The sequence below is a fragment of the Streptomyces sp. PT12 genome (assembly GCF_003311645.1).
Lineage (GTDB): Bacteria > Actinomycetota > Actinomycetes > Streptomycetales > Streptomycetaceae > Streptomyces.
Genome location: NZ_QEST01000014.1, coordinates 174,298 through 193,378, shown reverse-complemented (window position 1 = coordinate 193,378; position 19,081 = coordinate 174,298). Strand labels below are relative to the sequence as shown.

16 protein-coding genes are annotated in these 19,081 nt (G+C 72.8%); 4 read left to right on the top strand and 12 right to left on the bottom strand.

Features of this window, described 5'->3' with window-relative positions:
• Positions 1 to 74: 74 nt before the first annotated feature.
• Genes ruvX through DEH69_RS01630 form a run of 4 tightly spaced genes read right to left on the bottom strand, consistent with a single transcriptional unit; the run spans position 75 to position 3,990 of the window.
• Positions 75 to 539 carry a Holliday junction resolvase RuvX gene (gene ruvX, locus DEH69_RS01645; RefSeq protein WP_113685040.1) on the bottom strand — a complete coding sequence of 155 codons (465 nt, stop codon included), beginning with the start codon at positions 537 to 539 and terminating at the stop codon, positions 75 to 77.
• Positions 539 to 3,208 carry an alanine--tRNA ligase gene (alaS, locus tag DEH69_RS01640; RefSeq protein ID WP_113685039.1) on the bottom strand — a complete coding sequence of 890 codons (2,670 nt, stop codon included), beginning with the start codon at positions 3,206 to 3,208 and terminating at the stop codon, positions 539 to 541. The genes ruvX and alaS overlap by 1 nt, the downstream gene beginning before the upstream one ends.
• Positions 3,195 to 3,557 (bottom strand): DUF6167 family protein, encoded by a 363-nt coding sequence (locus DEH69_RS31925; RefSeq protein WP_220131158.1) that lies wholly within the window; start codon positions 3,555 to 3,557, stop codon positions 3,195 to 3,197. Before DEH69_RS31925 ends, alaS begins: the two co-directional genes overlap by 14 nt.
• Positions 3,558 to 3,564: 7 nt before the next feature.
• Positions 3,565 to 3,990: a DUF948 domain-containing protein gene (locus DEH69_RS01630; RefSeq protein WP_113685038.1), complete on the bottom strand. Its 426-nt coding sequence runs from the start codon at positions 3,988 to 3,990 to the stop codon at positions 3,565 to 3,567.
• 214 nt (positions 3,991 to 4,204) lie between these two features.
• On the opposite strand from DEH69_RS01630, the gene DEH69_RS01625 reads away from it, so the two are divergent.
• On the top strand, positions 4,205 to 6,475 hold the full coding sequence (locus DEH69_RS01625) for an AAA family ATPase (RefSeq protein ID WP_113685037.1): 2,271 nt from the start codon (positions 4,205 to 4,207) through the stop codon (positions 6,473 to 6,475).
• Here DEH69_RS01625 and rpsD read toward each other — a convergent pair.
• Positions 6,463 to 7,095: a 30S ribosomal protein S4 gene (rpsD, locus tag DEH69_RS01620; RefSeq protein WP_113685036.1), complete on the bottom strand. Its 633-nt coding sequence runs from the start codon at positions 7,093 to 7,095 to the stop codon at positions 6,463 to 6,465. The genes DEH69_RS01625 and rpsD overlap by 13 nt on opposite strands.
• Before the next feature lie 43 nt (positions 7,096 to 7,138).
• On the opposite strand from rpsD, the gene DEH69_RS01615 reads away from it, so the two are divergent.
• Positions 7,139 to 7,924 (top strand): DUF2470 domain-containing protein, encoded by a 786-nt coding sequence (locus DEH69_RS01615; protein WP_113685035.1) that lies wholly within the window; start codon positions 7,139 to 7,141, stop codon positions 7,922 to 7,924.
• An 83-nt stretch (positions 7,925 to 8,007) separates the two neighbouring features.
• Here the strand turns inward: DEH69_RS01615 and DEH69_RS01610 are convergent, their stop codons facing one another.
• From DEH69_RS01610 to DEH69_RS01595, 4 genes are all read right to left on the bottom strand, one after another.
• Positions 8,008 to 9,357 (bottom strand): replication-associated recombination protein A, encoded by a 1,350-nt coding sequence (locus DEH69_RS01610; protein ID WP_113685034.1) that lies wholly within the window; start codon positions 9,355 to 9,357, stop codon positions 8,008 to 8,010.
• Positions 9,358 to 9,418: 61 nt separating this feature from the next.
• Positions 9,419 to 10,057 (bottom strand): vitamin K epoxide reductase family protein, encoded by a 639-nt coding sequence (locus DEH69_RS01605; protein ID WP_113685130.1) that lies wholly within the window; start codon positions 10,055 to 10,057, stop codon positions 9,419 to 9,421.
• A gap of 140 nt (positions 10,058 to 10,197) precedes the next feature.
• Entirely contained in the window at positions 10,198 to 11,460 is a 1,263-nt protein-coding gene (gene hisS / locus DEH69_RS01600; protein ID WP_113685033.1) for a histidine--tRNA ligase, read from the bottom strand.
• Between the two features lie 11 nt (positions 11,461 to 11,471).
• Positions 11,472 to 12,185 (bottom strand): MBL fold metallo-hydrolase, encoded by a 714-nt coding sequence (locus DEH69_RS01595; protein WP_113685032.1) that lies wholly within the window; start codon positions 12,183 to 12,185, stop codon positions 11,472 to 11,474.
• A gap of 142 nt (positions 12,186 to 12,327) precedes the next feature.
• Here DEH69_RS01595 and DEH69_RS01590 point away from each other — a divergent pair, with 142 nt between their 5' ends.
• Together DEH69_RS01590 and DEH69_RS01585 are read left to right on the top strand one after the other, a co-directional pair.
• Positions 12,328 to 13,158: a peptidylprolyl isomerase gene (locus DEH69_RS01590; protein ID WP_113685031.1), complete on the top strand. Its 831-nt coding sequence runs from the start codon at positions 12,328 to 12,330 to the stop codon at positions 13,156 to 13,158.
• 184 nt (positions 13,159 to 13,342) lie between these two features.
• Positions 13,343 to 14,572: a DUF349 domain-containing protein gene (locus DEH69_RS01585; protein ID WP_113685030.1), complete on the top strand. Its 1,230-nt coding sequence runs from the start codon at positions 13,343 to 13,345 to the stop codon at positions 14,570 to 14,572.
• 63 nt (positions 14,573 to 14,635) lie between these two features.
• Here DEH69_RS01585 and DEH69_RS01580 read toward each other — a convergent pair whose 3' ends face one another.
• The 3 genes from DEH69_RS01580 to secF all read right to left on the bottom strand — a co-directional run bounded on the left by DEH69_RS01580 (position 14,636) and on the right by secF (position 19,081).
• On the bottom strand, positions 14,636 to 17,092 hold the full coding sequence (locus tag DEH69_RS01580) for a bifunctional (p)ppGpp synthetase/guanosine-3',5'-bis(diphosphate) 3'-pyrophosphohydrolase (protein ID WP_113685029.1): 2,457 nt from the start codon (positions 17,090 to 17,092) through the stop codon (positions 14,636 to 14,638).
• A 205-nt stretch (positions 17,093 to 17,297) separates the two neighbouring features.
• A complete protein-coding gene (locus DEH69_RS01575) occupies positions 17,298 to 17,858 on the bottom strand; it encodes an adenine phosphoribosyltransferase (protein ID WP_113685028.1) in 561 nt (186 codons plus the stop codon).
• Positions 17,855 to 19,081 carry a protein translocase subunit SecF gene (gene secF, locus DEH69_RS01570; RefSeq protein ID WP_113685027.1) on the bottom strand — a complete coding sequence of 409 codons (1,227 nt, stop codon included), beginning with the start codon at positions 19,079 to 19,081 and terminating at the stop codon, positions 17,855 to 17,857. Before secF ends, DEH69_RS01575 begins: the two co-directional genes overlap by 4 nt.

Below are 19,081 nucleotides of genomic sequence, written 5' to 3'. Positions count from 1 at the left end.
GAAGCAAGGCGGCAGCCGTTTTCCCCCGCAGTCCGCAACACTGCCCTGTCGCGCGGAACGTTACCGTATCGCGATCAGACAACCACTTCGACGCACTGCCCCGGCGGGCGGCCCGAGGAGCGCTCCGTCTCAAGGGCACTCTGGAGGATGACGACCGCGGCCGCCTGATCGACGCGCGACCTGCCCTTGCGCTCCTTGACGCCCGAGGCGCGCATGCCCCGGGTCGCGGTGACGGTGCTCAGCCGCTCGTCGACCAGCCGCACCGGGACCGGCGCGACGTCGTGGGCGATCCGCTCGGCGAACGCCCGCACCCGCGCCGCGGCCGGGCCCTCGCCGCCGCGGAGGGAGCGCGGCAGCCCCACGACGACCTCGATCGGCTCGTATGCGGCGACCAGTTGGGCAAGCCGCCGCCTGGCGGCCCGGACATCGCGCCCCGGCACGGTCTCCACCGGGGTGGCGATGAGCCCGTCGGGGTCGCACGAGGCGACCCCGATCCTGGCCTCGCCCACGTCGACACCGAGGCGCCTGCCGCGTCGCATCAGGCGGTGTCCCCGACCTGGCGCTCGACGGCGGCCAGCGCGTCGTCGATGGCCGCGGGGTCCTGCCCGCCGCCCTGGGCGACGTCGGGCTTGCCGCCGCCCCCGCCGCCAAGGGCCTTGGCGGCGGCGCGCACCAGGTCACCGGCCTTCAGGCCGCGTTCCCTCGCCGCCTCGTTGGTGGCGACGACGGTGAGCGGGCGCCCGTTCACCACGGTGAACAGCGCCACCACGGCGGCCCTGTCGCCCTTGATCCTGCCGCGCACGTCGAGCACCAGGCGGCGCAGGTCGTCGGCGGTGGTGCCGTCGGGAACGCGCCCGCTGGCCAGGGCGACGCCGCGGATGTCCCGGGCTGCGGCGGCGATGCCGCCCGCGGCCTGGAGGACCTTCTCGGCGCGGAAGCGCTCGATCTCCTTCTCGGCGTCCTTCAGCCGGGTCAGCATCCCGGAGATCCGCTCGGGCAGCTCCTCGGGACGGCCCTTGACCAGCTCGGTGAGCTGCGCGACCACGGCGTGCTCGCGGGCCAGGAAGCGGTAGGCGTCGGTGCCGACCAGGGCCTCGACGCGGCGCACGCCCGAGCCGATGGAGGACTCGCCGAGCAGCTTGACCAGGCCAAGCTGGGCGGTGTTGTGCACATGGGTGCCGCCGCACAGCTCCTTGGAGTAGTCGCCGATGGTGACCACGCGGACCCGGTCGCCGTACTTCTCGCCGAACTCCGCGATGGCGCCCTGCTTGCGGGCCTCCTCCATCGACATCACCTCGGCGGTGACGTCGAGCTCGCGGCCGAGCACCTCGTTGATCTTCTGCTCGACGTCGCCGAGCACGGAGCCGGGGACGGCGGCGGGCGAGCCGAAGTCGAAGCGGAAGCGGCCCGGGGCGTTCTCGGACCCGGCCTGGGCGGCCGTGGGGCCGAGGGCGTCGCGCAGCGCCTGGTGCGTCAGGTGCGTGGCGCTGTGGGCGCGGGCGATGGCGCGGCGGCGGTGGATGTCGATGAGGCAGTGCGCGGCGGCGCCCACCGTCACCTCGCCGACCTGGACGACGCCCTTGTGCACGATGACGCCGGGCACCGGCTGCTGCACGTCGCGGACCTCGACAACGGCCCCCGACTCGAGCCGGATCCGGCCGGTGTCGGCCAGCTGGCCGCCGCCCTCGGCGTAGAACGGGGTGCGGTCGAGGACGACTTCGACGTCGTCGCCCTCGACGGCGGCGGGCGACGAGGCGCCGTCGACCAGCAGCCCGACCACGGAGGACTCGGCGGCGGTCTGCGTGTAGCCGATGAACTCCGAGAGCCCCGCGGCGTCGGCGACGGCCCGGTAGGCGGACAGGTCGGCGTGGCCCTGCTTCTTGGCGCGGGCGTCGGCCTTGGCGCGCTCCCGCTGCTCCTTCATCAGCCGCCGAAAGCCCCCCTCGTCCACGGACAGGCCCTGTTCGGCGGCCATTTCGAGGGTGAGGTCGATAGGGAAGCCCCAGGTGTCGTGGAGCAGGAACGCCTTGTCGCCGGGGAGCACGGTGGACCCCGCGGCGCGCGTCTCGGTGACGGCGGAGTCCAGGATGTTGGTGCCGGCCTTGAGGGTCTTGAGGAACGCCGACTCCTCGGCCAGCGCGACCGTTTCGATGCGGCGGCGGTCGGTGAGCAGCTCGGGGTACTGCTGGCCCATGGTGGCCAGCACGACGTCGGCGAGGTCGGCGACGACGGGTCCCGTGGCGCCCAGGATCCGCATGTTGCGGATGGCGCGGCGCATGATGCGGCGTAGGACGTAGCCGCGGCCCTCGTTGCCCGGGGTGACGCCGTCGCCGATGAGCATGGCGGAGGTGCGCATGTGGTCGGCGACCACGCGCAGCGAGACGTCGGTGGCGTCGGACTGCCCGTAGCGGACGCCGGTCAGCTCGCCCGCCCTGTCGATGACGACGCGCAGGGTGTCCGTCTCGTACATGTTCTGGACGCCCTGGAGGACCATGGCGAGGCGTTCGAGGCCGAGCCCCGTGTCGATGTTCTTGGCGGGGAGGTCGCCCAGGATCGGGTAGTCCTCCTTGCCCTCGCCCGGGCCGCGCTCGTACTGCATGAACACGAGGTTCCACAGCTCGACATAGCGCTCCTCGTTGACGGCGGGGCCGCCCTCGGGGCCGAACTCGGGGCCGCGGTCGTAGTTGATCTCGGAACAGGGGCCACAGGGTCCCGGCACGCCCATCGACCAGAAGTTGGGGCCCATCCCGAGGCGCTGGATGCGCTCGGCGGGAACGCCGACGACGTCGCGCCAGATCTGCTCGGCCTCGTCGTCCTGCTCGTAGACGGTGATCCACAGCCGCTCGGGGTCGAGGCCGTAGCCGCCGTCGGCGACGGAGCTGGTCAGCAGCTCCCAGGCGAGCGTGATCGCGCCTTCCTTGAAGTAGTCGCCGAACGAGAAGTTGCCGCACATCTGGAAGAACGTGCCGTGCCGGGTGGTCTTGCCGACCTCGTCGATGTCCGGGGTGCGCACGCACTTCTGCACGCTGACCAGGCGCGGGTGGGGCGGGCGGGCCTCGGCGAGGAAGTAGGGCTTGAACGGCACCATCCCCGCGGGGACGAGCAGCAGCGTGGGGTCGTCCGCGATCAGCGACGCCGAGGGCACGACGAGGTGCCCGCGCTTCTCGAAGAAGCTCAGCCAGCGGCGGCGGATTTCAGCCGACTCCATCAGTGGTCCTCTTTTCGGATCGTCCGGGGCGTTCGGTTCGCTCGGGGCGTTCGGTTCGCTCGGTTCGGCGGGGGCGGTGGGGCTGGATCGCGGGCGCGGGTGGGAGCGCATGGGGGGCGCGCGCGGGCTCGATGCCGAGCGCGTCGTTCAGCTCGCTCTCCCGCTGGGCCATCCCTGACCTGACGTCGAGCGCGAAGTCGCGCACCCGGTGGCCCGCCGCCGCGGCGCGGTCGGCCGCCCTGACGGCGAGGCTTTCGGGCGCGAGGCCGCGGAGGGTGCGCTGGACCTTGGTGGTGGCCCAGATGCCTGCGGCGGCGCCTGTGGTGAACCAGAACGCACGGCGGAACACGGGCGGATCAGTCCTTTCCGGTCGAGCGGCGGCGCGGCCCCGGGAGCCTTCGGGCCCGTGGGGCGGCCTGCGCCTCGGGGGTCGCGGGGGCCCGGCGGCGCAGCGCGCGGCGCACGCCGTAGCCGAACGCCGCGACCTTCACCAGGGGCCCGCCGAACGTGGTGGCCACGGTGCTCGAGAGCGCCGAGGCGTTGGCGGCGACCTCCTGGACGTCGGTGGTGATGGTCTCGACGCGGTCCAGCTGCGCCTGGGCCGAGCGGACGGTGTCGGACGCCTCGCCGAGCAGCGGCACGGCACGCTCGGTGACGCTGGTGACCAGCTCGGTCGCGGCCCTGAGGGCCTGGGCCAGCCTGACCAGGGCCACCGCGAGGAACGAGACCAGGATCGCCCAGAAGACGGCCACCAGGAGGCCGGCCACTTCACCACCGGACACGTTCGCACCGCTTCCCTCGGACGGGTCATTTCCCACTCCCCCGCACACGGGGTCGGCCGCCGCTCACCGGCTCGGCGGCCCGGGTGGGGGCGGCGGCAGGACCCGACCCTATCGCGCCTCGCTCCCCCGCCTGTACCGCATTCCCCGGGCTCCTGCCAAGGGCCGACGGCCACAATTGTACGTTCTGCATACATCCGAGTACGCTGCGTGTCCCATGCGAGGCTTTCAGGGTTCCGAGTCCGAAGCCAGGGAGACGGCGAGGCTCGGCCGCAGCCCGGGCAACCTCCCGGCCGAGCTCACGAGGTTCATCGGGCGTCACGCCGAAGTCGGGGCGTTGACAGGGCAGTTGACCTCCTCGCGGCTGGTCACGGTGACCGGGGTCGGCGGGGTGGGCAAGTCGCGGTGCGCGGTGCAGGCGGCGCGGCAGCTCCAGGAGCGGTTCTCCGACGGCGTCTGGCTGGTGGAGCTGGCCACGGTGCGCGACCCCGAGCTGCTCGACCACGCGGTGGTCGAGGCGTTGGGCCTGACCGACCACACGGGCAGGCCGCCGCGCGCGGTGCTCACCGAGCGGCTGGCCGAACGGCGGCTGCTCCTTGTCCTCGACGGGTTCGAGCATCTGGTGGAGCCCTCCGCCGAATTGGTGCTCGACCTGCTGCGCAGGGCGCCGGGCCTTCGGGTGCTGGCGACGGGCCGCTGCCCGCTCGGCGTCGCGGGGGAACGCCTCTACCCCCTGCCGCCGCTCTCCGCGCCGACGCCGGGCTCGGGCGAGGCGAGCGAGCTGGCGCCGCTGAGCGAGGCGGCCTGGCTCTTCGCGGACCGGGCGGCGGCCGTGCTGCCCGGGTTCGCGGTGACCGAGGAGAACCACGCGGTGGTGGCCGAGCTGTGCCACCGGCTCGACGGGATCCCGCTGGCGCTCGAGCTGGCCGCGGGCCGGCTGCGGACGCTCTCGCTCGACCAGACGCTGCACCGCCTGGATGACCGCTTCAGGCTGCTGGTCGGCGGCCACAGGGGCGCGCCCCCGCACCACCACACGCTGCGCACCGCGATCGGCTGGAGCCACGAGCTGTGCACCCCTGCGCAGCGGCTGCTGTGGGCGCGGCTCTCGGTCTTCGCCCGCCACTTCGACCTGGAGGCGGCCGAGTATGTGTGCTCGGGGCCCGACCTGCCGGCCGACGAAGTGCTCGACGTGCTGACCGAGCTGGTCGCGCAGTCGGTGCTGACCCGGGAGGACGCCGCGTCGGGCGTGCGCTACCGGATGCTGGACACGCTGCGGGCGTACGGCGCCGACTGGCTGGCAGCGACGGGGGACGCCGACCGGCTGCGCCGCCGCCACAGGGACTGGTGCACGGGCCTGGTCACCTGGTGCGAGCTGGAGTGGTTCAGCCCGCGCCAGGCGGAGGTGGCGCGGCGTATCGAGGACGAGATGCCCAACCTGAGGGCGGCCCTGGAATTCGCGCTCGACGACGAGGAGGAGGGCCGCCTCGGCCTCTACCTCGCGGGCACGCTGTGGTTCTGCTGGATCGGCTGCGGGCGGCTCGGCGAGGGCAGGCACTGGCTGCGGAGGGCGTTGCGGCGGGAGACCGACCAGGAGGAGATCAGGCTCAAGGCGCTGTGGGTGGTCGGCTACGTGGCCGTGCTCCAGGGCGACACGGCGGAGGCGCTGACGGCGTTGCACGAGTGCCAGGAGGGCGCGGAGCGCTCGGGCAACGCCAGGGCCGCCGCCTACAGCAACCACAGGCGCGGCTGCCTGGCGCTCATCAGCGACGAGGTGCAGCGGGCCGAGAAGCTGCTGCGGGCGGCGCTCGACCGCTTCGAGGAGATCAGCGAGCTGAACAGCGAAGTGCTGATGTGCAAGGCGCAGTTGGCGATGGCCATCGCGTTCCAGGGGGACCTGGCTGAGGCGGTGCGGCTGTGCGAGGAGGCGCGCGGGGTGTGCGACGAGCACGGCGAGCGCTGGGCGCGCGCCTACGCGCTCTATGTCCTGGGCTTCGCGGCGTGGAGCCGGGGGGACCTGGCGGAGGCGCGCGAGCTGGTGGAGGCGTCGCTGCCCGCGGCCCACGCGTTCCATGACCTGGTCGGCACGGTCCTGGCGCTCGAGCTGCTCGCCGGGATCACGGCCTCGGAGGGCGACCCCGCGGAGGCCGCGGTGATCCAGGGGGCGGCCGCGAAGGTGTGGGCCTCGGTGGGGATGCGGATGTTCGGCTCGGAGTACTTCAACGCGCCCCACATCCACTGCGAGCGCCATCTGCGGCGGCGGCTGGGGGCGACGCGCTTCCGCGCGTGCTTCCGCGAGGGCGAACGCCTCGACACCGACCGGGCGGTGGCCAGGGCGCTACGCCGCGCGGACGGCGCGGGCGCGCGCCCGGGGGCCGCCGCGCCGAGGGCGCTGCCCGCGAGCCGCGACGACTCGCGGCCCGCGCTCCCCGCGGCCCCCCGCGGGGACGGCGGGGAGCCCGGGCCGTCGCCGGGCGGTCAGCGGGCGTAGTACTCGACCACCAGCTGCTCGTCGCACAGCACGGGGACCTCGCGGCGCTGCGGGTCGCGGTCGAGCCTGAACGCCAGGGCCTCCAGGTTGACCTCGAGGTAGCGGGGGGTCTCGCCGTCCGGCGCGTAGCCGCCCTCGCGGGCGACCAGGAAGGGGTGCTTGGCCCGGCTGCGCTCGCGCACGGTGACGACGTCCTGCGGGCGCACGCGGAACGACGGCTTGTCCACCTTCCGCCCGTTGACCGCGATGTGACCGTGCACCACCATCTGGCGCGCCTGGTAGATGGTGCGGGCCAGCCCTGAGCGCAGCACCAACGCGTCGAGGCGGCGCTCCAGTTCGACGATGAGGGCCTCGCCGGTCTTGCCCTCGACCTTGCGGGCGCGCTCGTAGGCGCGGACCATCTGGCGCTCGCTGATGTCGTACTGGGCGCGCAGGCGCTGCTTCTCCAGGAGGCGGACCTTGTAGTCGCTGGTCTGCTTGCGGCCACGCCCGTGCTCGCCCGGCGGATAGGGGCGCTTCTCGAAGTACTTGACCGCCTTCGGGGTCAGGGCGATGCCGAGGGCGCGTGACTTCTTGATCTTGGGACGTGACTGGTTCACGGGGAGCGGACCTCCGGGCATCTCATGTAAGTTAGGTGAGGCTTACCTTATCTGAGGAGTGAGCATGACGCGATTCGGAGTTCCCGCTCCCGCGAGATGCCCGGGCGAGGAGGCCCGGGGCCCCTCGGCCGCGGAGCGGGTGCGCACCCTGGTGGAGTCCAACGCCTCCGCGGTGCTGTCGATTCCCGAGGCCGAGCCTGGTGAACCGGGTCCCAGCGTCGTGGAGGCGCGCGCGGTGGCGGGCACCGGAGACCTCTTCCTGCTGGTCCCCGACGCCTGCCCGGCCGCGCGGGCCGCCGCCCACGCGCGGGATGACGAGGTGACGGCCGTGATGGAGATCACCGACATCGCGCCGGTCGCCGTGCCCCACCGGGTCAGGGGCCGCGGCTGGGTGGCGGGCTGGCTGACGGCCGCGCAGGGCCGCGCGCACGCCACGGGCGCGCGGCTGCTCGCCGACTGCGGGCCGATGCCGGGCCCCGGCTGGTCGCTGCTGCGCCTTGAGGCGGGCGAGGCGTACATCGACGACCTGTGGGGCAGCTCGCACGTCGAGCCGGACGAGCTGGCCGAGGCGGACCCCGATCCTCTGGCGCGGTACGAGGCCGAGCTGCTCCAGCACCTCGCCGCCGCGCACGGCGCCCAACTCCGCTCGCTGTGCTCGCTGTTGGACGGCACCAACGCCTCGTGCGCCGAGGCCGTCACGCCGCTTGGCCTCGACCGCTTCGGGCTGCGGGTGCGCTTCCGCGCGGGTGCCTCGTGCTTCGACGCCCGCTTCGAATTCCCGGCCCCCGTCGGCGACATCGCCCAGCTCCGCCGCGCGATGCGCCAGCTCTTCGAGGCCGCGAGCACCTGACCTACCGAGCACCCGAGCCCCTGACCGCCCGACGACCTGACCGCCCGAGCACCCCAACGCGCCCCGAGTGGACGCCTCGCCGGTCACTCCTCGGTCAGGCGCCGGCGGACCCGGTCGAGCACCTCGCCGTAGCGCGCCTCGGCGCCGTGCGTGGTCGGGCGGTAGTACCGCTTGCCGTGCACCGTGTCGGGGGCGTACCGCTGGGCCGCGATGCCGCCCGGCAGGTCGTGGGGGTACTGGTACCCCTGGCCGTGGCCGAGCTTCTCCGCGCCCTTGTAGTGGCTGTCCCGCAGGTGCGCGGGCACCGGGCCCGCGAGTCCTGCGCGCACATCGGCCTGCGCCTCGCCGATGGCGACCACCGCGGCGTTGGACTTGGGGGCCAGGGCGAGGGCGATGGTGGCGTGCCCGAGGGTGATGGCCGCCTCGGGGAAGCCGATCATCGCCACCGCCTGGGCCGCCGCGACGGCCGTCGGCAGGGCCGTCGGATCGGCGAGGCCGATGTCCTCGCTCGCCGAGATCATCAGCCGCCTCGCGATGAAACGCGGGTCCTCCCCCGCCTCCACCATCCGCGCCAGGTAGTGCAGCGCCGCGTCCACGTCGGAGCCCCTGATGGACTTGATGAACGCGCTGGCCACGTCGTAGTGCTGGTCCCCGTCCCTGTCGTACCGCACGGCGGCCCGGTCGACCGCCTCCTCGAGGGTGGCGAGCCCGATCTCCTTCTCGCCCTTGGCCAGCGCCGCGCCCGCCCCGGCCTCGAGCGCGGTCAGCGCCCGGCGCGCGTCGCCGCCCGCTATCCGCAGCAGGTGCGCCTGGGTGTCGTCGGGCAGCGTGACCGCGCCGCCGAGGCCGCGCTCATCGGCCACGGCCCTGCGCAGCAGCGCCCGCAGGTCGTCCTCGGTCAGCGGCTCGAGCGTCAGCAGCAGGGAGCGCGAGAGCAGCGGGGAGATCACCGAGAAGTGCGGATTCTCCGTGGTGGCCGCGATCAGGGTCACCCAGCGGTTCTCCACGGCGGGGAGCAGGGAGTCCTGCTGCGCCTTGCTGAAGCGGTGGATCTCGTCGAGGAACAGGACCGTGTCCTTGCCGTACGCCCCCGAGGAGCGGCGGGCCCCTTCGATGACCGACCGCACCTCCTTGACCCCCGCGGTGATGGCGGACAGCTCGACGAAGCGCTTGTCGGTGGCCTGGCTGACGACATAGGCAAGCGTCGTCTTGCCGGTGCCGGGCGGGCCCCACAGGATGACGGACGAGGGCCCCGCCGGGCCGCCGCCGCCCTCCCCCACCAGGCGCCGCAGGGGCGACCCGGGGCGCAGCACATGCCGCTGCCCCACGACGTCGTCAAGGGTGCGCGGACGCATCCGGACGGCCAGCGGCCGCCCGGTGGGGTCCTTCTCGGCGCGCTCCTCGGCGGCCGCGGTGAACAGGTCGGGCTCCACACCCCCGACCCTAAGTCACGCCACCGACAACGGGTCACGCCGCCGAGGCACCGCCCGCGGCTCAGCTGGTCCAGAAGTCCCACCAGCGGGTCAGGATCAGCATGCCGACGATCCCGATGTGCACCGCGGGGACCAGCCAGTGGAACTCCTCGAACGTCCGCCGCACGCCCTCGGGCGCGGGCAGGATGCCGTGGCGGACGTTGTGCAGCGTCGTGTACCAGAACATGACGATGGTCGCGACCCAGGCCAGGCAGCACCACAGGCACAGCGCGCCGATCTCGTACAGCGACTGGTACTGGAGCCATGTACAGAAGCCCACCCCGAAGAGCGTCCCGGCCTGGAGGCCGAGCCAGAACCACCGCCGGTACCTGGCGCCGGCCAGCAGGCCCATGCCGATGGCGATCACCATGCCGTAGGTCACCAGGCCGAGCATCGGATTGGGGAACCCGAAGACCTCGGCCTGGTCGCTCTCCATGATGTTGCCGCAGGAGACCACGGGGTTGATGCTGCACGCCGGGGAGAAGTCCGGGTCCTCGAGCAGGTGGAACTTGTCCAGCGTGATGACCCAGGCCGCGAGCAGTCCGGCGAAGCCGGTGATCACCAGCGTCAGCGCGAAGCCGCGCCCCGCGCCCACGGCCCCCCGCTCGCCCTCCGCACCGGCCTCGTCCGACGGGGCCACATCCACCGCAGCTGCTGCCATCTCGTTCATCCCTCGTGTCCGGGTGGCCAGCCACCCCTGTCCCTCGGCGACGTCCCTCGGCGACGCCCATCAGTGACACAACGCTCACCCGCCGCTGATGTCAACCTGGCAAAGGTCCTGGGCGAGGGGAATCGCGGCCCTCAGCCGAGCCGTTGGCGCAGCTCCTCGACCGCCACGGCGAGGGCGACGGGCGCCTGATCCCCGCTGGCCAGGTCCTTCACCTGGACGACGCCGTCGGCCAGGTCCCGGTCGCCCGCCACGACGGCGAAGCGGGCGCCACTGCGGTTGGCCGCCTTCATCGCGGCCTTGAGCCCTCTTCCACCATAGGCGAAGTCGGCGCGGACCCCGCCCCGCCGCAGCCCCGTGACCAGCGTGAACAACGCGCGCCTCGCCTCCTCGCCGAGCGGCACCGCGAACACGTCGGTGGCAGGCGGGAGATCGAGCGCGACGCCCTCGGCGCGCAGGGCGAGCACCGTGCGGTCCACGCCGAGCGCCCAGCCGACCGAGGGCAGCCTGGGCCCGCCGATCATCTCCGAGAGCCCGTCGTACCGCCCGCCGCCGCCGACCGCGGACTGGGAGCCGAGGCCGCCGTGCACGAATTCGAACGTGGTGCGGGTGTAGTAGTCCAGGCCGCGGACCAGCCGGTCGTCATCCGTGAAGGGGACGCCCGCCTCGCGTAGCAGGTCGCGGACGCCCTCGTGGTACGCCTTGCACGACTCGCACAGGTGGTCACGCATCATCGGGGCGCCGACGAGCTGACGCCGCACGCTCTCGCGCTTGTCGTCCAGGACGCGCAGGGGGTTGATCTCGATCCTGGCCCTGGTGTCCTCGTCGAGGTCGAGCCCGCGCAGGAACGCCTGGAGCGCGGCGCGGTACGCGGGGCGGCACTCGGCGTCGCCCAGGGAGTTGAGCAGCAGGCTCACCCCGGTCAGGCCGAGCGAGCGGTGGGCCTCGGCGGCCAGGATGATCAACTCCGCGTCGAGCGCCGGGTCCTCGGCCCCGATCGCCTCGGCGCCGACCTGCGAGAAGTGGCGGTACCTGCCGGCCTGGGGGCGTTCGTAGCGGTAGTACGTGCCGGAGTACCAGAGCTTGACCGGGAGGTTCCCGGTCCGGTGCAGATTGGCCTGGAGCGCGGCGCGCAGGACGGACGCGGTGCCCTCGGGGCGCAGCGCGAGGTGGGTGCCGCCCTTGGTGGTGAGGGTGTACATCTCCTTGGTCACGATGTCCGTGGACTCGCCGACGCCCCGGGAGAACAGCTCGACGTGCTCGAAGCCCGGGGTCTCGACATAGCCGTAGCCCGCGCCGCGCAGCGGGGACGCGAGCGCGTCGCGCACCGCGGTGAACGCGGCGGAGTCCGGCGGGATGAGGTCGTACGTGCCCTTGGGGGCGGAGAAGCTGCTCACGAAAGGATTCTTCACATTCCTGGTCGCTGTGCGGCGGCGTCGGCCGCCGCCCGGCCGGCGGCCAGCTCCCGCAGGAACGGGTTGGTGGCGCGCTCGCGGCCGATGGTGGTCTGCGGGCCATGCCCGGAGAGCACCACGGTCGAGTCACTGAGCGGCAGGCAGACACGGGCCAGCGAGCGCAGGATCTCGAGGTGGTCACCCCCGGGCAGATCGGTGCGTCCGACGGAGCCGGCGAACAGCAGGTCGCCCGAGAACAGCACCGGCGGAACGTCCGCCTGCTCGGGCAGCCCGAAGGTCACCGACCCCTTGGTATGGCCGGGGGCGTGCGCGACGGTGAGGCTCATCCCCGCCAGCTCGAGCTCGGCGCCGTCGGCCAGCTCCCTCAGGTCGTCGGGCTCCCCCACGGTCAGCTCGCCCATGAGCGGCTGGCCGATGCGGACGCCGAGGGCCTTCTCGGGGTCATCGAGCATGTAGCGGTCGGCCGGGTGGATCCAGGCGGGCACGTCGTGGGCGCCGCAGACGGGCACCACCGAGGCGACGTGGTCGATGTGGCCGTGGGTGAGGATCACGGCGACCGGCTTGAGCCGGTGCTTGGCGATGGCCTCATCGACCCCGGGGGCGGCGCGGTGCCCCGGGTCGATGATCACGCACTCCTCGCCCGCGGCGGGCGCGACCAGGTAGCAATTGGTCCCCCAGGCCCCGGCGGGGAAGCCAGCGATGAGCACGGTCGTCCTCACGGTCGTCGTGGGTGGCTGTTTTGCCAGAGCCTACCGGCGGCGGTGCAGGACGGGCGAACCCGTATACGGTGACGCCACGGCGCACTTGAGGTACGTGAGTTCCAGTCCCCGACAGACAAGGGAGAGCGCGGTGGTCAGCAAGGAGCAGCGGCGCAAGCAGCTCGCGCGTGCGAAGTTCGAGCGGCAGCAGGAGCGGAGGGCGAGCCGGTACCGCCGAGGTCGCCGGCGCCGCGTCCTGCTCTCGGTCGCGCTTGTCGTGCTGGTGGCAGGCGGCGTGACCGCCCTGGTGGCCGTGAACCGGGACGACGGCGGCTCGGACGCGGCGGCGGAGGACGGCGCGCAGCCGGGGGACGAGGCGACCACGCCGCCCGACGACCCCTGCGAGGCCCCGGCCGAGGGCGAGCCGACCACGGCGCAGTGGGAGGAGGAGCCCGAGATGGCCGTGGACGCCGCGAGCGACTACGTGATGCGGCTCGCGACCACGTGCGGCGACATCGAGATCACGATGGACGCCGAGGCGGCGCCGCGCACGGTGAACTCGTTCGCCTTCCTCGCTGGCGAGGGCTATTTCGACCACACTCGCTGCCACAGGCTGGTGACCGAGGGCATCTTCGTGCTCCAGTGCGGCGACCCGCAGGGCACGGGCCAGGGCGGCCCCGGCTACAGCCTGCCCGACGAGAACCTCGACGCCCCCGAGGTGGCCGACGGCGTCTACCCCGCGGGCACGGTGGCGATGGCCAACAGCGGCCCCGACACGGGCGGCAGCCAGTTCTTCGTGGTGTACGAGGACAGCGAGCTGCCCGCGCAGTACACGCCGTTCGGGACGCTGACGGCCGGGCTCGACGTGGTCGAGCTGATCGCCGAGACGGGTGCGGCCCCGCCCGACGCCAACGGGACGACCGCGCCGAACGCCACGGTGGTGATCAACGAGGCGACCGTGGAGGAGGTTGCGGCGGAGTGAGCCTCGTTCACCGGTATTTTCCGGCGAGCAAGGTGCGGACAGCCGGGCACGGTGTCACCTATGTTGGCGTTGTGCAGGGTGCCTGCGCCGGTCGGGCGGGAGAAAAGGGCCGCCGACCGGTCGAGAACTGTGGACGGTGCCGGGGGCGTCGGGCCCCGTCGTGCGCATCAGACGAGGAGGCGCTGTGAGCAGCGAGCCGTGGGGCCGTGTTGACGAAACCGGGACCGTGTACGTGCGGACGCCGGACGGCGAGAAGGTCGTCGGCTCCTGGCAGGCGGGCTCCCCCGAGGAGGCGCTCGCCTATTTCGAGCGCAAGTACGAGGGCCTGGTCGTCGAGGTGGACCTCCTCGAACGGCGGGTGCGGACCACCGATCTGTCGGCCAAGGACGCCATGACGGCCATCGGCCACCTGCGGGAGCAGGTCGACGCCGGGCACGCGGTCGGCGACCTCGTCGGTCTCGGCCGCCGCCTCGACGAGCTGGTCGCCCTGGTCGACGCGCGCCGCGAGGAGCGGAAGGCGGCCAAGGCCCGGCAGAGCGAGGAGGCCAGGGCGGCCAAGGAGGCGCTGGTCGCGGAGGCCGAGGAGCTGGCCGCGAGCGAGCAGTGGCGGGTCGCGGGTGAGCGGCTGCGCGGCCTCGTCGACACCTGGAAGGGCCTGCCCCGGCTCGACAGGAAGACCGACGACGAGCTGTGGCACCGGTTCTCGCAGGCCAGGTCGGCGTTCTCCAAGCGCCGCAAGTCGCACTTCGCCGCGCTCGACTCGCAGCGCGAGGAGACGCGGCGGCGCAAGGAGAAGCTGATCGCGGAGGCGGAGAGCCTGTCGGATTCCACGGACTGGGGCCCGACGGCGGCCCGTTACCGCGAGCTGATGCGGGAGTGGAAGGCGGCGGGCCGGGCGCACCGGGACGCCGAGGAGGACCTGTGGACCCGTTTCAGGGCGGCGCAGGACGTCTTCTTCCAGGCCCGCGGGTCGGCGTTCGCCGAGCGGGACGCCGAGCACCGCGACAACCTCGCGCTCAAGGAGCAGCTGGCGGCCGAGGCCGAGAAGCTGCTGCCGATCACCGATCTGCGGGCGGCGCGGGCCGCGTTGCGGTCGATCGGCGAGCGCTGGGAGGCCATCGGCCATGTGCCAAGGGACGCCAGGGCCGCGATCGAGGGCCGGATGCACGCCGTCGAGCGGGCCGTCGCCGAGGCCGAGGACGCCGAGTGGCGCCGCACCAACCCCGAGGCGCGGGCGCGGGCCGCGGGCCTGACCGGGCAGTTGCAGGACGCCGTGGACCGGCTGCGGGAGCAGGCGGAGCGCGCCAGGGCCCAGGGGAACGCCGCCAAGGCGCAGAAGCTGGAGCAGGAGCTGGCCGGGCGGCAGGCGCTGCTTGACCAGGCGCTCAAGGGGCTTCAGGAGTTCGGCGGCTGAGCGGGGCGCCGGTGGCGGAGGGGAGGCGCGGCGTCGTCCGGCTCCTCCCCTCCGCCGCTCGCGTCAGGGCCTGCGCGGCGAGGTGACGCGGTAGACGTCGTAGACGCCCTCGACGCCGCGCACGGCCTTGAGCACATGGCCCAGGTGCTTGGGGTCGCCCATCTCGAACGTGAAACGGGACGTGGCCACCCGGTCCCGCGACGTCTGGACGGCGGCCGAGAGGATGTTCACGTGCTGGTCCGACAGGACGCGCGTGACGTCGGAGAGCAGCCGTGACCGGTCGAGGGCCTCGACCTGGATGGCGACCAGGAAGACCGATGACTGGGTGGGCGCCCACTCGACGTCCAGGATCCGCTCGGGCTCCTGAGCGAGGGAGTCGACGTTCAGGCAGTCGGCCCGGTGCACAGAGACGCCGTTGCCGCGCGTGACGAAGCCGATGATCGGGTCGCCCGGCACCGGCGTGCAGCAGCGGGCGACCTTGACCCAGACGTCGTCCACGCCCTTGACCACCACGCCGGGGTCCGCCGTCGTGCGCCGCTTGGCGCGGACCGGGACCGGCGGGGCCGCCTCGGAGATGTCCTCGTTGGCCGCCTCCTCGCCGCCGACCGCCTGGACGAGCTTCTGCACCACGCTCTGCGCCGAGACATGGCCCTCGCCGATCGCGGCGTAGAGCGACGAGATGTCGGGGTAGCGCATCTCGTGGGCCAGGGTGACCAGCGCGTCGCCGCTGAGCACGTGCTGGATCGGGAGGTTCTGCTTGCGCACGGCGCGGGCGATGGAGTCCTTGCCCTGCTCGATCGCCTCGTCCCTGCGCTCCTTGGAGAACCAGCCCCTGATCTTGTTGCGCGCGCGGGGCGACTTGACGAAGGCCAGCCAGTCGCGCGATGGCCCCGCGCCTTCGGCCTTGGACGTGAAGATCTCCACGGTGTCGCCGTTGTCCAGCGTGGACTCGAGCGGCACCAGGCGGCCGTTGACCTTGGCCCCTATCGTGCGGTGGCCGACCTCGGTGTGCACGGCGTACGCGAAGTCGACCGGCGTCGCGCCCGCGGGCAGCGCGATCACGTCGCCCTTGGGCGTGAAGACGAACACTTCGTTGCGCGACAGGTCGAAGCGCAGCGACTCAAGGAACTCCCCCGGGTCCTCGGTCTCCTTCTGCCAGTCGAGCAGCTGCCGCAGCCAGGCCATGTCGTCGACGGTGGTACGGCCGCCCCTGCGCTCGCCCTTCTTCGGGGCGTCGGAGCGCACCTTGGAGGAGCCCGCGACCGCCTGCTGCTTGTACTTCCAGTGGGCGGCGATGCCGAACTCCGCCCGCCTGTGCATGTCGAACGTGCGGATCTGGAGCTCGACCGGCTTGCCCCCTGGCCCTATCACCGTCGTGTGCAGGGACTGGTACATGTTGAACTTGGGCATCGCGATGTAGTCCTTGAACCGCCCCGGCACAGGGTTCCACCGCGCGTGCACGGTGCCGAGCGCTGCGTAGCAGTCGCGGACGGTGTCCACCAGGACCCTGATGCCCACCAGGTCGTAGATCTCCGCGAAGTCCCGGCCGCGCACGATCATCTTCTGGTAGACGCTGTAGTAGTGCTTGGGCCGCCCGGTGACCGCGGCCTTGATCCGGGCGCCGCGCAGGTCGGACTGGACCTCGTCGATGACGGTGGCGAGGTACTCGTCGCGCTTGGGCGCGCGCTCGGCGACCAGGCGGACGATCTCGTCGTACATCTTGGGGTAGAGGATCGCGAACGCCAGGTCCTCGAGCTCCCACTTGATGGTGTTCATGCCCAGGCGGTGGGCCAGCGGGGCGTAGATCTCCAGCGTCTCGCGGGCCTTCTGCTCCTGCTTCTCCCGCTTGAGGAAGCGCATCGTCCGCATGTTGTGCAGGCGGTCGGCGAGCTTGATGACCAGGACCCTGGGGTCCCTGGCCATGGCCACCACCATCTTGCGGACGGTCTCGGCCTGGGCCGCCTCGCCGAACTTGACCTTGTCCAGCTTGGTGACGCCGTCGACGAGCTGGGCGACCTGGTCGCCGAAGTCCCTGCGGAGGGTGTCGAGGCCGTACTCGGTGTCCTCGACGGTGTCGTGCAGCAGCCCGGCCATCAGCGTGGCCGCGTCCATGCCCAGCTCGGCCAGGATCGTCGTCACGGCCAGCGGGTGGGTGATGTACGGGTCGCCGCTCTTGCGCTTCTGGCCGCGGTGCCACCGCTCGGCGACCTGGTAGGCGCGCTCGATGCGGCGCAGCAGCGCGGTGTCGGCCTTGGGGTCGTTGGCCCTGACGACGCGCAGCAGCGGCTCGAGCACGGGGTTGTACGGGCTGGAGCGCTGGACGCCGAGCCGGGCGAGGCGGGCCCGTACGCGGTTCGACGAGCCGGAGCGGCCCGAGACGCCTGAGACGGCAGGGGCCGACGGCGCCGTCGCCGGTGCCGGGGCACGGCTGTCCTCGCCGTCCCGCCAGCCGAGGGCGGCGGCGGACGGCTTGGCACTCTTCCGCTGGGTCGAGGTGAGCGGCTGGGCGTCGTCTGGCAAGAGCACTCCTTCTCGGGCCCTTCCCCGCCGTGGACCGGCGGGGAGGGGGAGCGGTCCTCCGTGCCGCGGGCGGCCTGAGGAGAGTCCGGCCGGAATCGATCGGACTGCCATGGTAACGAGCCCAGGGGATCCGCACGCGCGCAAGCCCGCGTACGCTCCCGGGCGCCCGCCGCGTGACGGGAGCCCGGGGCGTGCGCGGGCGCTTTCAGACGGTGAGCAACGCCTGGTAGGGGGCGCCGTCCAGGGCGGGGAGCACCCGCTGTCTGCCCGGCAGGAATCCCAGCTCCATCAGCACGGCCAGTCCGGCGACCTGGGCGCCGGAGCGCCGGATCAGCCGCAGGGCGGCCTCGGCGGTGCCCCCGGTGGCCAGCACGTCGTCGATGACCAGCACGCGGTCGGACCCCGACAGGTCCTCGGCGTGGATCTCCATCTCCGCGCTGCCGTACTCGAGCTCGTACGCCTGCGCGAGGGTGGCCCCGGGGAGCTTGCCCGCCTTGCGGACCGGGACAAAGCCCAGGCCCGCGCGGACGGCCACGGGGGCGGCAAGGATGAAGCCCCTGGCCTCGAGCCCGACGACCTTGGTGGCGCCGTGCTCCAGGCTGAACGCGGCCAGCGCGTCGGTGAGCGCGGTGAACGCCTCGGGGTCGGCGAGCAGCGGGGTGATGTCCTTGAAGACGATGCCCGGCTTGGGGTAGTCGGGGACATCGCGGATCCGGCCACGGAGCAGCGCCTCGACCTCGGCGCGCGACCTGGCCTCGGCCGTCACCGGCGCTTCCCCGAGGGACGGCCCTTGCCACGGCTCCGCGACATCGGCTGGCGGCGCGGGCCGCGGGAGCCACGCGGGGCGGCGCCCGCCGCGGCCACGGGCGCGCGGGCCTCGTCCTCGGGCTCGCGGGCGTCGCGCTCCAGGCCCGGGACCTCGAGGTCCCGGTCCGAGAGCCGCCGCGGGGCGTCGTCGTCCGCGGACTCGTCCTCGTCCTCGTCGTCGGTGTCGGCATCCGCGCCGAGCCCGAGCTCCTCGCGCTTGGCCCGCCGGGCGAGCACCTTGCGGTCATGGGCGGCGACCACCGGGTCACGGCTCTTGAAGTCCGAAACCAGGGGGGTCGCGATCATGATCGAGGAGTACGCGCCCGCGGCGAGGCCGACGAACAGCGACAGGGCGATGTCGTTGAGCATGCCGCCGCCCAGCGCGCCACCGCCGATGAACAGCAGGGCGCTGACGGGGAGCAGGGCCACCACCGAGGTGTTGATCGAGCGGACCAGCGTGCCGTTGAGGCTGCGGTTGGCCAGCTCGGCGTAGGTGTGGCGGCTCTGCTTCATGAAGTTGCGGGTGGTCTCGCGCAGGCCGTCGAAGACCACGACCGTGTCGTAGAGCGAATAGCCCAGGATGGTCAGCAGGCCGATCACCGTGCCCGGTGTGACCTCGAAACCCACCAGGGCGTAGACGCCGACGGTGATCGTGAGGTCGTGGATCAGCGCGATCAGCGCGGCAAGTGCCATGCGCCACTCGAACGCGATGGCCAGGTAGATGACCACGAGGACGAGGAAGATCGCCAGGCCCTGCCAGGCTCTGTTCGCGATCTGGGAGCCCCAACTCGGGCCGATCAGCTCGGCGTTGAGTGCCTCGGTCTCGATGTCGAGCGCGTCGGCGAGTGCGGCGCGCGTCTCGTTGGAGTGCTCGGTGTCCAGGCCGCTGACCTGGATGCGCATCGAGCCGTCGTCGCCGAGCGTCTGGACGAGGGCCTGGCTGCCCGACGCCTCCTCCGCCACCTCCTCCGCGGTCTCGGTGGAGACGGAGGTGGGCGGGGTGGTGAAGACCGCGCCGCCCTCGAACTCCACACCCATGTGCAGACCCTTGACCCCCACCCCGGCGAAGGCCAGGACCGTGATCACGATCGACACCAGGTACCAGATCTTGCGGCGGGCGACGAAGTCGACGCCGACCTCTCCCCGGTAGAGCCGGGCGCCGAGATCACCGAGCCGTGACAT

Excerpts from the sequence above, each read along its gene's own strand:
- ruvX (WP_113685040.1), bottom strand. The coding sequence starts at position 539 with ATGCGACGCGGCAGGCGCCTCGGTGTCGACGTGGGCGAGGCCAGGATC.
- rpsD (WP_113685036.1), bottom strand. The coding sequence starts at position 7,095 with ATGCCCGGAGGTCCGCTCCCCGTGAACCAGTCACGTCCCAAGATCAAG.
- DEH69_RS01615 (WP_113685035.1), top strand. The coding sequence starts at position 7,139 with ATGACGCGATTCGGAGTTCCCGCTCCCGCGAGATGCCCGGGCGAGGAG.
- DEH69_RS01625 (WP_113685037.1), top strand. The coding sequence starts at position 4,205 with ATGCGAGGCTTTCAGGGTTCCGAGTCCGAAGCCAGGGAGACGGCGAGG.
- secF (WP_113685027.1), bottom strand. The coding sequence starts at position 19,081 with ATGTCACGGCTCGGTGATCTCGGCGCCCGGCTCTACCGGGGAGAGGTC.
- alaS (WP_113685039.1), bottom strand. The coding sequence starts at position 3,208 with ATGGAGTCGGCTGAAATCCGCCGCCGCTGGCTGAGCTTCTTCGAGAAG.
- DEH69_RS01605 (WP_113685130.1), bottom strand. The coding sequence starts at position 10,057 with ATGGCAGCAGCTGCGGTGGATGTGGCCCCGTCGGACGAGGCCGGTGCG.